Source organism: Bradyrhizobium sp. SPXBL-04 (genome assembly GCF_051853035.1).
GTDB classification, from domain to species: Bacteria; Pseudomonadota; Alphaproteobacteria; order Rhizobiales; family Xanthobacteraceae; genus Bradyrhizobium; species Bradyrhizobium zhanjiangense.
Genome location: NZ_CP182472.1, coordinates 5,520,569 through 5,534,674 on the forward strand (window position 1 = coordinate 5,520,569; position 14,106 = coordinate 5,534,674).

General features: G+C 64.2%; 14 protein-coding genes. 6 read left to right on the forward strand and 8 right to left on the reverse strand.

Annotated features, from left to right (window positions below):
* The first annotated feature begins 71 nt into the window (after positions 1 to 71).
* Positions 72 to 2,042, forward strand: coding sequence for a 4Fe-4S binding protein (locus ACNJX8_RS26310; protein WP_439357254.1), 1,971 nt, complete (start codon positions 72 to 74; stop codon positions 2,040 to 2,042).
* Positions 2,043 to 2,078: 36 nt separating this feature from the next.
* Here ACNJX8_RS26310 and ACNJX8_RS26315 read toward each other — a convergent pair whose 3' ends face one another.
* On the reverse strand, positions 2,079 to 3,368 hold the full coding sequence (locus ACNJX8_RS26315) for a c-type cytochrome (RefSeq protein ID WP_439357255.1): 1,290 nt from the start codon (positions 3,366 to 3,368) through the stop codon (positions 2,079 to 2,081).
* 485 nt (positions 3,369 to 3,853) lie between these two features.
* Here ACNJX8_RS26315 and ACNJX8_RS26320 point away from each other — a divergent pair, with 485 nt between their 5' ends.
* The 3 genes from ACNJX8_RS26320 to ACNJX8_RS26330 all read left to right on the forward strand — a co-directional run bounded on the left by ACNJX8_RS26320 (position 3,854) and on the right by ACNJX8_RS26330 (position 4,795).
* Positions 3,854 to 4,090 carry a hypothetical protein gene (locus ACNJX8_RS26320; RefSeq protein WP_245473173.1) on the forward strand — a complete coding sequence of 79 codons (237 nt, stop codon included), beginning with the start codon at positions 3,854 to 3,856 and terminating at the stop codon, positions 4,088 to 4,090.
* Positions 4,091 to 4,180: 90 nt separating this feature from the next.
* Positions 4,181 to 4,303, forward strand: a complete 123-nt coding sequence (locus ACNJX8_RS26325; RefSeq protein WP_256477661.1) for a hypothetical protein — start codon at positions 4,181 to 4,183, stop codon at positions 4,301 to 4,303.
* A gap of 285 nt (positions 4,304 to 4,588) precedes the next feature.
* The gene (locus ACNJX8_RS26330) at positions 4,589 to 4,795 is read left to right on the forward strand and encodes a hypothetical protein (RefSeq protein ID WP_439357256.1); all 207 of its coding nucleotides are present in this window, start codon (positions 4,589 to 4,591) and stop codon (positions 4,793 to 4,795) included.
* A gap of 53 nt (positions 4,796 to 4,848) precedes the next feature.
* Here the strand turns inward: ACNJX8_RS26330 and ACNJX8_RS26335 are convergent, their stop codons facing one another.
* Entirely contained in the window at positions 4,849 to 5,661 is an 813-nt protein-coding gene (locus tag ACNJX8_RS26335) for a dienelactone hydrolase family protein (RefSeq protein ID WP_439361982.1), read from the reverse strand.
* Here ACNJX8_RS26335 and ACNJX8_RS26340 point away from each other — a divergent pair.
* On the forward strand, positions 5,545 to 5,868 hold the full coding sequence (locus ACNJX8_RS26340) for a helix-turn-helix domain-containing protein (RefSeq protein WP_439361983.1): 324 nt from the start codon (positions 5,545 to 5,547) through the stop codon (positions 5,866 to 5,868). The two genes, ACNJX8_RS26335 and ACNJX8_RS26340, sit on opposite strands and share 117 nt — an antisense overlap.
* An 83-nt stretch (positions 5,869 to 5,951) precedes the next feature.
* On the opposite strand, the gene ACNJX8_RS26345 is transcribed toward ACNJX8_RS26340, so the two are convergent.
* Entirely contained in the window at positions 5,952 to 7,130 is a 1,179-nt protein-coding gene (locus ACNJX8_RS26345) for an acyl-CoA dehydrogenase family protein (protein ID WP_439357257.1), read from the reverse strand.
* Between the two features lie 333 nt (positions 7,131 to 7,463).
* Here ACNJX8_RS26345 and ACNJX8_RS26350 point away from each other — a divergent pair, with 333 nt between their 5' ends.
* The gene (locus tag ACNJX8_RS26350; protein WP_128934699.1) at positions 7,464 to 7,979 is read left to right on the forward strand and encodes a MarR family winged helix-turn-helix transcriptional regulator; all 516 of its coding nucleotides are present in this window, start codon (positions 7,464 to 7,466) and stop codon (positions 7,977 to 7,979) included.
* A 3-nt stretch (positions 7,980 to 7,982) separates the two neighbouring features.
* Here the strand turns inward: ACNJX8_RS26350 and ACNJX8_RS26355 are convergent, their stop codons facing one another.
* Genes ACNJX8_RS26355 through ACNJX8_RS26375 form a run of 5 tightly spaced genes read right to left on the reverse strand, consistent with a single transcriptional unit; the run spans position 7,983 to position 14,097 of the window.
* A complete protein-coding gene (locus tag ACNJX8_RS26355; RefSeq protein WP_439357258.1) occupies positions 7,983 to 9,608 on the reverse strand; it encodes an ATP-dependent acyl-CoA ligase in 1,626 nt (541 codons plus the stop codon).
* Between the two features lie 42 nt (positions 9,609 to 9,650).
* Positions 9,651 to 10,808 carry an ABC transporter substrate-binding protein gene (locus tag ACNJX8_RS26360; RefSeq protein WP_128934701.1) on the reverse strand — a complete coding sequence of 386 codons (1,158 nt, stop codon included), beginning with the start codon at positions 10,806 to 10,808 and terminating at the stop codon, positions 9,651 to 9,653.
* A gap of 56 nt (positions 10,809 to 10,864) precedes the next feature.
* On the reverse strand, positions 10,865 to 11,647 hold the full coding sequence (locus tag ACNJX8_RS26365; RefSeq protein ID WP_439357259.1) for a cyclase family protein: 783 nt from the start codon (positions 11,645 to 11,647) through the stop codon (positions 10,865 to 10,867).
* Between the two features lie 33 nt (positions 11,648 to 11,680).
* Entirely contained in the window at positions 11,681 to 12,922 is a 1,242-nt protein-coding gene (locus ACNJX8_RS26370; RefSeq protein ID WP_439357260.1) for an SDR family NAD(P)-dependent oxidoreductase, read from the reverse strand.
* Positions 12,919 to 14,097: a thiolase family protein gene (locus tag ACNJX8_RS26375; protein ID WP_439357261.1), complete on the reverse strand. Its 1,179-nt coding sequence runs from the start codon at positions 14,095 to 14,097 to the stop codon at positions 12,919 to 12,921. The genes ACNJX8_RS26370 and ACNJX8_RS26375 overlap by 4 nt, the downstream gene beginning before the upstream one ends.
* Positions 14,098 to 14,106: the final 9 nt, after the last annotated feature.

Genomic DNA, 14,106 nt, shown 5'->3' on the forward strand with positions numbered 1-14,106 from the left:
ACCGGATTGGCGGAGGGGTTAACCTGGAGCAGCCATCCAAGACCGTCCTGATCTGCTCGTGCGAAGACACGATGCGTCTCGACGCGGCCGCGATTCAGCGCGGATGTCCCAACTGCGAGATCAAAAGCTTTCGCCATCTCTGCGGCGCCGAGCTCGATCACTTCCGCAGCGCAGCGGCCGCTGGAGGCGCACTGACGGTCGCCTGCACGCAGCAGGCCGCGCAATTCACTGAGGAGGCCGGCGAACGGCCTGATGCGATCAGCTTCGTCAACATCCGCGAAACCGCCGGCTGGTCTCGCGACGGCGCGCGCGCCGGCGCGAAAATGGCTGCCCTGCTCGCATCCGCCTCCATCCCGGCCCCGGACTATCCGCTCGTCACCTTGTCGAGCGAGGGCGTGGTCCTGATCTACGGGCGCGATGAGGCCGCAATCGAAGCCGGCCGCCTGCTTGCCGATCACCTCGACGTCACGGTGATGCTGAAACAGCTCGACGAGATGATGCCGTCCGCTGCAACGGTCTTCCCGATCGTGAAGGGCACGATCCGCTCCGCAAAGGGACATTTCGGCGCTTTCGAATTTGCGATCGACGATTATGCGCGTCCCCGCCCCTCCTCGCGCAATCGCTTCGTACTGGACGCGCCGCGAAGCGGGGTCACCTCGCGCTGCGATATCGTGCTCGATCTTTCCGGCGGGATGCCATTGTTTCCTGCCCACGAGCTACGCGACGGCTATCTGCGCGCAGATCCGAACGATCCCGCCGCCGTGCTCCGCGCCGTGCTGACCGCGCGAGACCTCGTCGGCAGCTTCGACAAGCCGAAATATGTCGACGTTACGCCCGCTCTTTGCGCCCATTCGCGCTCGAAGCGCACGGGCTGCCATCGCTGCCTCGATCTCTGCCCAACCGGGGCGATCACGCCCGTCGGCGATCATGTCGCAATTGATCCGAACATCTGCGCGGGATGCGGCCAATGCGCCGCTGCCTGCCCGACCGGCGCGGCATCTTATGCACTGCCGCCCGCCGATACGCAGCTTCAAAGAATTCGTGCCATGCTACTCACTTACCATGAGGCCGGTGGCACGAATGCGGTGTTGCTCTTTCATGACAGCCCGCACGGCACGCCCCTGATCGATGCCCTGGCGCGTCATGGCGACGGCTTGCCAGCGAACGTGCTTCCCTTCGCCGTCAACGAGATCACGCAGCTCGGGCTGGAGGCGGTCGTCGGCGCCTTTGCCTATGGCGTATCGGCGGTACGGTTCCTGCTGCGCGCAAAGCCGCGCCACGATGTGACCGGACTGTCGCAGACGATCGCCATGGCTGAAGCGATCCTTGGCGGCCTCGGCTTTGAGGGCCACCGCGTCACCACCATCGAAACGGATGATCCCGACGCGCTCGGCGAGCAGTTGGCTGCTATCGGCATGCTCGCGGCCGTCGCTGCGCCCGCGACCTTCAAGACCGTCGGCAAGCGGCGCGACCTTTTGCGGTTCGGGCTCAGCGAGTTGCATCGCCTGGCGCCGAAACCGGTCGACGTGATCGCCCTGCCGCAGGGTGCGCCTGTGGGCGCAATCAGCGTCGATACCAGCGGCTGTACCCTATGCCTCTCTTGCGTCTCGGCCTGCCCGACCGGCGCGCTTCGCGACGATCCCGAGCGGCCAGTGCTGAAGTTCGTCGAGGACGCCTGCGTGCAATGCGGCCTGTGCCAGAGCACCTGTCCGGAAAAAGTCATCAGCCTCAAGCCGCAGATCGATTTCCGCGCGGCCCGTGCCTCCGCCGTGATTATCAAGGAAGAGGAGCCCGCACTCTGCGTCCGCTGCGGCACGGCCTTCGGCGTCAAGAGCACGATCGACCGCATCGCCGCCAAGCTCGAAGGCCGGCATTGGATGTATCCGGCCGGCGACAAGCGGATCGCGGCACTCCGGATGTGCGCAGACTGCCGCGTCATCGTCATGAGCGAACAGCAATTCGATCCGTTCAAGGGCGTGCCGGAACGAACGCCACCGCGAACGACAGATGACTATCTCCGCCAGCGCGATGGCAAGGACTAGACGAAGCGGATATCTTCGCAGGATCGAAAGCGGCAATTATCGCGACGTTGCGCGGCCCAAGAAGTCGGTCAACGCACGGCGGTCCTCGGCCGAGCCGATGCGCTGCTCCGGCATCTTGGTGCCGGGGGTGTAGGCATTCGGCCCGATCTCGAACAGCTTTGCGACCGTCTCCGGCGTCCAGACGATGTCCATCGTCTTCAGCGCTTCGGAGAAACGATAGCCCGGCAGCGAAGCGATCTTGCGGCCGTATAATCCCGCAAGCGTCGGGCCCGCACGCTGAACCTCCTTGTCCGACAGCGTGTGACAGGCAACACATGCCCGAAATACATCGGCGCCAGGATCGCCGGCATAGGCGGCGAGCGGATCGGCCGGCGTTCCCGAGAGGTTCGAACCAATGGGATCGCCGGTGCGCGCATTCCAGCGCCTGATCTTGCCGTCCGCACCACCCGTCATCAGTGTCTCTCGATCCGGAAGGAAGGCGACCGACCATACCGGCAAGCCGGACACAACCAGCGTTCGTAGCAGGCTGCGCGACTTGCGATCGATGATCGCCACCGTGCCGCCGATGCCGGCCGCAGCAATCAACGTGCCGTCTCCCGATATCGTCAAGGCCACCACGGGTGTGGGACCGGCCGCGACTTCGCCGCTGACCTTGCCGTCGGTGGTCAGCATCCGCAGCATGCCATCGACCGCGCCCGTGACGATTTCACCATCCGGCGCAACAGCCACCGCGTTGAGCGGCGCCGGCAACGTTACGACTTCAGGCTGGCCATCCGGCAAACGCCAGATGCGCAACGTGAGATCATAACCGACGCTGAGGAGCGACCTGCCGTCCGGCGTGAAAGCGACGCCGTTGACGTTCTGCGAATGACCTTCGAGCACGCGCGACGCGCCGTCCGACAGCGACCAGAGCCGCACCGTCCGATCCCATGAACCGGATGCGAGAAGCGCACCATCGGGAGAAACCGCAAGCGCGACGATTGGACCTCCATGTCCCTCGAACACCCGATCCGGCCGCTGCCGGCCCGCCGTCCATACCGCAATCCGTGCATCGGCGCCGGCCGTGACCAAGCGGCCTCCGCTCAGAAAGGCGACAGCATTGACCGCGTCAGCATGATACCGCAGCACTTGCTCTGCCGTATCCGCCTTCAAAGACCAGCGAATGGCGGCAGTATCGAAGCTTCCGGACAGGAGGCCGCTCCCATCGGGGGAAATAGCGAGGGCTCGTACGGGGCCGCCATGCCCCACCATGTCGGCGTGCACGGATGATACCGCGAAAATGGCCCACAGGGCCGCGGCGCCACGCGCGCAGAAAGGTAGCCTCATTGACCCTCACCGGCCCTGGTCACATTCACGCCCTCAAGATTGCCAGAAGAGCCACTGGAGATGAATATCCGAACCTATCTACTTGGCTGGTGCCCTCATGCTCTTGGACGAGCCTTCCGGCGCGGCCTGCATTCCAGGCGGACTCTGACCTTGGGGACTTTCGGCGGGCGCACCACCCGACCCCGTATTGATTGGACCCGTCCAACCTTGCGGCTGTGCTTGGCCCTTCTCCTCGGGACGGGTTTGCGCCCCAGATGAGTTGGTTTGTGCGGGTTGGGCAGAGGCACTCTCGAAGAGGCAAAGTGCTGCGAAGCACAAAATCGTTGTCAACAATCTCACGTCGGATCCTCCGATGCGCGTACTAAACGGGGTGACGCTGCATTCCGTTCCGGAGTGTGCGTCGCAACAGGCTAACCTTGCGCATCCTGCTTGAATGCCGGTGGCCCGGACACTAGTCTTTGTTTGGTCACGTCAAGGATGACGGCATGCAGGGGCGACCGCGGCCATTTCTGCAGATGCTGGCGCGACTGAGCGCTTTGCGCGCGCTTGGTGGATCGCAAGATCCCGATTCCCGAGACGCCTCGCCGTTCCTGATCCTCGTTGCCGTCGTGCTTGCGCTTCTTCTTGCAATATTGGAAATCGACCTGAATCGCGCCGCACTTCAGTCTCTCGGCTTGATGGGTGATGCGTTTTCCGTCGATCCCATGTTCAAGAGCCCGTAGGCCGCCTGTGCCTTGATGCGATCAACGAGTTTGCTCGCGGCAAGCCGTGTCGTATGATTGGCTTGACGGTTCGATCGAGGGAGGCTGCGGATGAAGGCTTTTCTTCTTGGCTGCGTCGCGGCCGTGGTGATCGCGATTGCGGGGATGGAGATCTTGAATCAAGTTCAGGAGCCCGTCGCGCAAGCGTTTGCTACGACCGGGGTACGCCTCTGAGACCCCCAAATCTCAGGGCGCGAATAGGTCCTGGATCGCGAGCGGCTCCGATGCGACTCTGACGCAAGGGCGACGCGGCCTTCTTCCGCCCCGCCTGCCAATCCCGGCGCCTCAGTTCGGCGGTTTGGATGATCTCGGCCCGAGCGTCGAAACTCCGACCTCGCGGCGCCTCTATGGGCCGCAGGTTCGTGTCAAAGATCTTGGCGGCTGTGAAGTACTTTACATCCCTTTGTCCGTGGTCGAGTCTAGAATGACGAAGGCTTCTCACTTTGAAGGAGGCAGCCGATGTTCGCGACAATCAAATGGAACTCCCGAAATAAGGCTCGCGAATGGGTGATGATGGCTGGCACGCTTGTCGTCCAACTCAGCGCCCGCAATGCGACACGACGGAAGGCTGAAACCAAACCAAGGCAGCCACTCTGGAAAGAATTCGACGAGAGCCACCGTTGGGACTCAATCGCGGAAGAATGGGTCCCCAAGCGTGATCAGTGATCGCAGATTCATGCATCCTGCTGACTGAATTCCTACGCTCTCATTGGACAAGTTCATCGATGCCCAATGGTGGGGGGTACCGATTTCAGGCGCTTCTGAAAGAATGCAAGAATCTCGTCCCGGGCTGCGAGCGTGAGCTGACCCGACTCATCGACAAGATGAACTGTGACGACGCTATGGGGCGTCTTGACGAACTGCTCGAAGAACGGTGGCTTGGGCCCGGTATTCGCGGCCGTGTCAGGCAAAACACGACCAATGAAGCGATCGCCGAGCGCGGACTGGTAGGCAGCAAACCGTTCGGCACGGCAGAATGAATCGCCCGCAAACCGGTAGGCAAGGACAGTCAGATCTTCGCGTTCCAGCCTTGAACGGACTTGCGCCAGTTCGTCAGCAGAACTCTCGATGCCTGCGGGATTGTCCAACGGGAGCGACGGCTGGGACAAGACAGGAGCCAGCAGTGCCGGCTCCAGCATCATGTTCAGCGCGAAGTTGCCGGTAAAGCACATGCCGATAGCACCGACGCCCGGCCCGCCACTCTCGCCATGGGCCAGCCTCGCGAGTGCCCGCAACCAGTTGGATGCAGGGCTCGATGATCCGCCCCCGAGCGCTCGAAATTCAGCACTGACGCACGCGCGCCGAAAAACGCGGGCCGCAGTTTCGGCGTCGGGAACATCGCCATCCTTTCCGAAAAGCGACGGCATGTAGACGCGGAAGCCGGCGTCGCGAACCCAGCGAGCGAAACGCGCGACATGCGGGGTAATGCCTGGCATCTCGGTCATGACGATGACCGCGGGTCCCTGGGTGCGCGTACCTTTGCGCGCCGATGCGAGCGCGCCACTGGGCTTTCGCCGGTGCGATTTGTCCAGAGGTTGCGCGTCGATAAGGCAATGGAGCTTCTGGAAACCACTCGGCTCAGCCTCGATGACATCGCCGAGAAGGTTGGGTATGCCGACCCCTCTACGCTTCGCAAGCTCTTGCATCGGGAGAAGACACCCGGCGCGCGGGCCTCGCATGCCGCGCGCAAGCGGGACAATGGCGCTGCGCCCCAGGACGCGTGGAGCCCGACGACCTGACCGACCGGCGGTGCCCAAACGCAAGCGAGCGCCGGATGTGTCGTAGTGACCGCTGCCGTCACGCTCTGCGCTGAGAGCCCCCGTCAGCGCGGCTTGAGGAGTTCGCGCGCGACGATCAGCTTCTGAACCTCGGTCGCCCCTTCGTAGATGCGAAGCGCACGGACTTCGCGATACAGGCTCTCGACGATCTCGCCCTTGCGCACGCCGCGACCGCCGAACATCTGCACCGCGCGGTCGACGACCCGTTGGGCGGTTTCGGTGGCGGCCAGTTTTGCCATTGCCGCTTCACGCGTGGTGGGAAGCTTCTGAACGTCGCGGCGCCACGCGGCACGATAGGTCAGCAGCGCCGCGGCATCCGTTTCAGTCGCCATGTCGCCGAGTGCGGCCTGGGTCAGCTGCAGGTCCGACAGCGTCGTTCCGAACATGCGCCGTGTCTGCGCGTGCAGTCGTGCCTCCTCCAGCGCGCGTCTGGCAAAACCCAGTGCCGCTGCGGCAACCGATGATCGGAAGATATCGAGGGTCTGCATCGCAATCTTGAATCCACCGCCGGACGGACCGATGCGGCGGCTGATCGGGATGCGGCAGTTGTCCAGACGCAGCGTTGCGAGCGGATGCGGCGCGATGATGTCGATGCGCTCGGCCACGCTGAAGCCGGGATCATCGGGAAACACCACGAAGGCGGAGATGCCGCGTGCGCCAGGCGCCTCCCCGGTTCGCGCGAACAGCGTGTAGACGTCGGCGATCCCGCCATTCGAGATCCAGGTCTTCTCGCCTTCCAGAACGTAGCTGTCGCCGTCCACGCGCGCTGTGCACGTCATGGCCGCCACATCCGAGCCCGCCGCCTGCTCCGAAAGCGCGAAGGCAGCCAGCCATTCGCCGGAACGGACTTTCGGCAGCACGGCGTTTCGCAGCTCCGCCGAGCCGGCAAGCGCGATGGCGCCGGATCCGAGGCCCTGCATTGCAAAGGCGAAATCGGCAAGACCATCGGCATAGGCCAGCGTCTCGCGCGACAGGCAGATCGAGCGGGAATCGATGCTCGCCACGTCACCGTCCGGCGCCGCAACGGCGCAGTCGAGCAGTCCCGCCGAGCCAAGCGCGCGAACGAGCTTGCGGCAGGCGCCATCGACGTCGCTGTGGTCGGCCGCCTGAAGACCACCCTGCGTGACGAAGCGGTCGAGCGCCTCGCAAATTGCGCAATGACGCGGCTCGAAGAACGGCCAATCCAGCCAGTCGCGGGAGATTGTCTTTGCCAGTGAGCTCATCTGTCGCTCCACAAGGTCGGTTGCCTGCCGGCGGCCGGCATGTTCTGTGGCGTGCCTGCGAGCAAATCCGCCAATGCAGCCGGCGCCCTCGAATTGCTTTAAGCATAAACTATTTCCCTCCCTGAAGACCTTGTCAAGGCGCCGGCGCACAGACGATTTCCGGTGCTTGCCTGGCGGCGCTGGCAGAAAACGCGGACCAAACCCGCCCCGGATCAGGGGACGCCCTGCTCTTCCGGTCCCTGCCTTGAATTTAGTTTTGGCACGAACTATTCTGTTGCGCATCGAATGGAATTGCATTCGCCTTCAACGCGCCACGAGGCTCAGGAGATCGATTTGGCACTCGCAAAGGAGTCCTCGCCGGCGTCCACCAGGAACGCGGCCGATGCGGAGACCGAGTACAGGGCTCAGACGCGGCTCTGGCTCCGGCTGCTGGCCTGCACGACACTGATCGAGGGTGAGTTGCGGCGCCGATTTCGCGAGGAATACGATTTTACGATGCCGCGCTTCGATGTTCTCGCTCAACTCGATCGGGAGCCGAGCGGATTGGTGCTGGGAGAACTGCCCAAGCGCCTGATGGTTTCGGCCGGCAACCTGACGCCGATCGTCGATCGCCTGGTCGAAGATGGATATATCACCCGGACGCCGTCAAATCTGGACCGGCGCGTGCAGATCGTCTGCATGACGGTGGAGGGCCGAAAGACCTTCAGGCGGATGGCGAAGAGTCACGGCGCCTGGCTCGCCGAATTGCTGGCCGAATTCCCGATGGACCGTCTCGACGGCCTCGTCGGCGCGCTCGACGATGTGAAGAGCGCCGTGAGGGACGCTCTGCAGCATCGCGAGCGGACGTGAGGCTCAGCGCCGGACTCGAATGCCGGCGGCTTCGCGGTCCCAGGTATCCGTCGTCACACCGGCCTGCTGCAGCGCGCCCTTCTTGATCTTGCCGTTCTCCGTTAGCGGCATCTCGCTTACGATGCGGACATAACGCGGAATTGCGAAATAGGCGATCTGCCCCTCGCAATGCCTGACGATGTCGGCGGGCTCCAGCGACTGCTCCTGCTCCAGCAAGATCGCCGCCGCAACCTCATCCTCGCCCAGTTCGGACGGCAGCGGGTAGATCGCGCACGCGGCGACCGCCGGATGGGCAAGGATGATCTGCTCGACCTCCCAGGAGGACACGTTCTCGCCGCGCCGGCGGATCGAATCCTTCATGCGATCAACGAAGCGATAATGTCCATCCGCGTCTCGGACGACGCGATCGCCGGAATGAAACCAGAGATTTCGCCACGCTTCGACCGTCTTCTCCGGCATGCCGAAATATCCGGTGGCGAACGCAAACGGCTCCTTGGCGCGCAGGACGAGTTCGCCAGCCTGTCCGTCAGGCAGCTCTGAATCATCTTCGTCGACGATCCGGGCCTCGAAGCCTCCGGCCAGATATCCCATGGTTCCCGGACGGTCGGAGGGAATGGCGCCTGCGAACACGAAATTCGTCTCCGTCGACCCATAGCCGTCAACCAGCGGCACGCCGAACCGCTCGAGAAACGGCCGATGATTCTGCGGCGGTACGCCCCCACCCAAAGCGACGCGAACGCGATGAGCGGTGTCATCCTCTTTCCGAGGCTGGGCCAGTAGCATGGATGCCATGGCACCGAGCAGGTAACCCACGCTCGCATTGTGGGCTCGCGCGGCCGCCCAGAAGCCTGAAGCGGAGAATTTTTGCTCGAGCACATAAGTGCATCCGTTCAGCACGGCCTGATAGAATGCATTGAGCGCGTTGGTGTGGAACAACGGCAAGGTCGTGAACAGCACGTCGCCCTCGCGAATGCCGAGTGCCCGCGCCGAGCAGATGCCCCACCAGAACAGCTGCGCTTGCGGACAGCAGACGCCCTTGGCCGGCCCCGTGGTGCCGGAGGTGTAGAGGATGGCAACGGTATCCCCCGGCCGCACGGCACCAGCCGGCGCCATGGATGCGAGCGCGGGCAACGGCACCGCTGCGATCCGTGGCGCCTCCACGACCTGATCGATCGTCCATACGAGCGGCGGCAGAGCGGCCTCGGTGCCAACGGTCTCGAGTGCGGCGAGAAACCCGGCTTCGGCGACGAGGAGCGCAGGACGCGAGTTGCGGAAGATATGCGCGAGCTGCAGCCCCCGCAGCGCCGTGTTGATTGGCACCGTGATGGCCCCGAGCCAGGCGCAGCCGAGATAGACTTGAAGAAACTGCGGTCGGTTCGAGCACATCAACGCGACCCGGTCTCCCGGTTTGATGCCGGCCTCGATCAACGTCTGCGCCGATGCAGCCGCTATCGCCGCAGTCTGCGCATAGGTCCAGCGCGTCTGCCCAGCAACCAGCAGAACGCGATCGTCGTAGCGCTCCGCCTGCCGGGCGAGGATGGTCGAGAGCACGCGGTCGCAAGGTGGAAACAGCTCGACCGCACGCGCCCAGGCCGGCGCTTCCTGCTGCCGCCCGGCGTCATCCCGCATGCAATGCTCCGTCAAATCCGGCTCGACCAGGCCCGCCCGACGTCAAGGCAGGAGCTTGTACTTCCCGTCCTCGATCTGAACGAGGACACGCGAACGTGCATCGACGCCGTGCCGATCCGCCGGCGTGAAATTGTAGATTGCCTGCGTGCCGACGACCTCCTTGGTGGTGAACAAGGCTTGGCGCAGCGCGTTGCGGAATTCCGGCGAGCCCGGCTTGGCCCCTGTCGCCAACGCGCGCGTGGCTGCGTCGACGAAGACCACCCAGCCATCGAACGAGTAGGAGGAGAACCCGTCCGTCGGCTGCTCGCCGTTCGCCTTTTCGTAAGCCGTCCGGTAGGCCAAGGCGACCTTCTGAATAGGATTGCTCGACGGAAGCTGTTCGGCCGCGATCACCGGCCCCGTGGGGCAGATGATGCCATTGGCGGTCTTGCCGGCGAGGCGAAGGAAATCGGCGCTAATCATCCCGTTGTTGCCGTAGAGCGGCCCCTTGTATCCGCGCTCGGACAAGGCGATGGCGGGCAGCGCACCCGGCGTTCCGGTGCCGCCGAGCATGATGGCGTCGGGGCGGGCCGCAAGCGCGCGCAGCACCTGCGCGGTCACCGACGAGTCGGATCTGGCGTAGCGTTCGTTGGCAATGACCTTGATATCGGCCGCCTTGGCGCTCTGCGATAACGAGTCATACAGGAGGTCGCCGAGCGCATCCGAAAACCCGATGAACGCGACTGTCTTCAAGCCGCGCGCCTTCATGTGATCAACGACGCCCTGGACCAGGAGCGGCATCGGCTGCGGGGTCTGCACGACCCAGGGGCCGCCCTCGCCGGCCGGAACCGCTGCGATCGGAGAGACAGCGATCATCGGCACTTTCATCTCGATCGCGGCGGTGGCCATCGCCAGCGTCTGCGGCGCCCCCGACGTCCCCATCAGGATGTCGACCTTCTCCTGCTCGACGAGCTTGCGCGCGTTGCGCGCCGAGGCGGTGGCATCGGAGGCGTCGTCGAGCTGGATGAGGCGCACCTTCTCGCCGCCGATCTCGCCGACATACGTCTCTCCCGCGGCAATCCCCTTCGCGTTCGGAATGCCGATCGAGGATACCGGCCCGCTGAGACCGGTGACGAAGCCGACAAGGATGTCGGCTCGCGCTCCCTGAGGAACGGCCAGAAGTAGCAGCGCGGAGCCGAGCAGTGATTTCATCGAGATCATGGCACCTGTCTTTCGTTTCGTGTCTATCAATGTCGGGCAAGCGCCATGCGCGCGTTTCACGTCGAGGAGACCAGCGCGATCACGCGTAGCGGACTGCCCGAACCGTTCTTGATCTTCAGCGGAGAGGCCACGATGATCGCCCCAGTGGCGGGGAGCTGATCCAGGTTGCACAGGCACTGCAAGCCATAGCGGCCCGCGCCATGGAGGAAGTGATGCGCGGGATAAGGCGGCTCGAAATGCCCAGCCTGCCCTGCATCGGTGCCGATCGTCTCGGTGCCGAATCCGATGATGCCGCGCTCCTCCACCAGCCATCTCATCACCGCCGGATTCGGGCCCGGCGTGTGAGCGCCGTCATCCCGGAGGTTGGAATAGTCGCGCCACCCCTTCTTCGACCAGTCGGTCCGCAGCAGCACCCAGTGCCGGGAAGGAATCCGTCCGTGCCGGGCCTCCCAGGCCTCGACGATCGGCACCGTGAGCACGAAGTCCGGATCCTGCGCCGCCTGCGCGGAGCAGTCGATGACGCAGGCGGGCGCGATCATGTCCTTGGCCGGCATGGTATCAACCGCATTGTTGGCGAGATCCTTGCCGGTGAACCAGTGAATCGGTGCGTCGAAATGCGTGCCGGTATGCTCGCCGAAGGTCACATTGTTCCAGTACCAGGCCGGACCACGCGCGTCATAACGTGAAATCTCCTGGATGCGCACCGGCGCCGCCTGGCCGAATTCAGGCGGCAACACGATCACCGGAAAGTCGGGACTGAGCGTGAAGCTCAGATCAATGACGCGCACCGCGTCCGAAGCGATCGCATCCGCCAGTTCCAGAAGAGCCCTGCCTTGCATCGTCGCGTCCTCCAGCTTGATCGAATTTGCTGCTCAGCGGTCGAGCTCGCGCTCGAGTGCTTTTGGATTGGCCGCAAGGCGCTGCCGGATCTCCTCGGCGACGTCTCCGACATACATCTCTTCAAGTCCGTCCCTGAGCCCGGCGACGACCGCCTGCGCGACGGCGCGCGGCGCCACCTTCGGCGGAGGCACGGTCTGAAACCACTCGGTGTCGACTGGCCCCGTGAAGACGTTCATCAACTTGATGCCGCCGGGCCGGAGTTCGGCGCGAAGACAATGCGAGAGCGACAGGCACGCGGCCTGCGAGGCCGAGTAAGCGCCGAAGGCGGGCCAGTTCGCCAACGCATGGACGGAGAGGATGTTGACCCAGGCGACGCTGTTATTGATGCCGTCCGCGCCCCGCATCCGCATGATGGGCCCGAAGGCCTGCGCGAGATTGATGAAGCCGAGATAGGCCTGGTCGATCTCGTCGCGTGCAATGCTGGTGCCCTTGCGGTCCAATAGGCCACCGGGCCTCACATACTCCGTCGTATTCACGAGGATGTCGACCTTGCCGCCGATGTCGGCGGCGAGATCGCCAACTGACTTTTCATCGGCGGCGTCGAGGGTCACGAGTTCGATGCCGTCCTGCCTTCGCAACAGCTCTTCGCCGGCAAACGGCCGCCACGGCTCTGCAATGCCGACGAAAACCATCTTGGTCCCTGCGGCCTTCAACGCCAAGGCAGCTTCCCGGCCGATAGCGCTGCGGCCGTTGGTCACGAGCACGCGTCGAAACTTGGGATCGGCGGTCATTTCACGCCACTGCCTGTCGTCAGCCATGTCAGGGGTCTCCCCTTCGGGTCGGGCAAAGGCCACCGCCTGACCGCTCTTGTCGAGCTGGAACGACATGCGGACGGGGGCGCCTTCGATACAGTCGGCATGGAGATGCGCCACGATGGTCGGCCCGCAATCCATCTTGACGAGGCCGACGCGCCAGGGCGCCCGCTCGCGGAAATAGACGTCACTCGGCACGCGCGCCGTGGTCTCGGCAAGCAGCAAGCCGCGAGCCGGCGCATCGACGAAAGCGAGCGCGGCCGACAGGCATGAGGGGCACGCCTCTCGCGCCGGATAGGTGAAGGTGCCGCAGCCCTGGCAGCGCTGCAGCATGAAGCGCCCTTCGGCGGCGGCGCGCGTGAAGCCGTGCGACGTCCTGCTGCGCGCACGCGGCGGCGCGGTCGGCAGGCGCGTCCGCAGCAGCGGATTCTTGCGCCGTGGCGGTTCAATCGGATCGATCATCGCGAAGGCCCGGCAAAAATCGCGGCGCCGGAGGCAAGTCCGCGATCATAGTTGATCATACCGAAGCCTGACGCCAGGCCGAGGCTTGCATCCCTGACTTGTGTCGGGCCCGCAACTCCCAAGACCTGCCGCAGCCCTTCGACGAGACCGAGATAGGCGCCGGCTGCTCCCGCCTGCCCGACCGAGAGTTGTCCGCCAGATGTGTTGTGCGGAAGGTCCCCGTCGATCGTGAGATCGTGCTGACGCACGAACTCGGCCCCCTCGCCCTTCCCGCAGAAGCCGAGATCCTCGAACTGCATCATCGAGATGACGGGATAATCGTCGTAGGTCTGGACGATGTTCAGATCGTCGGGCTTGACGCCGGCCATCGCATAGAGCTCACCGACGTCCATCGCCCAGCCGCCACGAACCTGCATCGGATCATCAGCAAAGGCATTGTGGCGCTCGATCGTCGACAGCAGCCTTGCCGCCGGCAGCCGCAGCGAGGCGGCCATATCCTCCCGCATCACGAGGAAGGCCTCGGCGCCGGCGCAAGGCATCACGCAGTCGAACAGATGAATGGGATCGGAGATGGGGCGCGCCGCCAAATACTGCTCGATCGACAACGGCGTCTTCATCAGCGCGTGCGGATTGCGCAAGGCGTTGGCGCGTTGGGCGACCGCGATCCTGCCGACATCCTCACGCGTGACTCCGAAACTCCGCATGTAGTTGCGTGCAATGAGAGCGAAGCTCGAATTCGCGCCGCCCGCGCCGTAAGGATAGACCGCATCCTGATTGAAGCGGGAGAAATTCTCGAGCGTCAAGCGGAAGGAATCGACGTGGTTGGTGTCGCCGGCGATGCATGCCACGATATCGGCATCGCGCGCCTGAACCGCGCGCGCCGCCTTTCGCAGCGCGGCGATGGCGCTGGCGCCACCGAGCGGAATCGTATCCAACCATCGCACGCAGAGTCCGAAATGCTGCGTCAGGCCGATCCCGCTGTCCGTGCCCATGGTGAAACTGGAGACGCACAGACCATCGAAATCGGAGACCTTGATGCCGGACTCGGTGACGAGCGAGCGCAAGGCGCGACCGATCCACCACTGCGCGCTTTCGATGGAGTAGCGCACATAGGGTATCGTGACGGGAGCTGCCATCACGATGCCGTCATAGGGTACGCGCAGCGAATTCGTCACCGGCCGCCT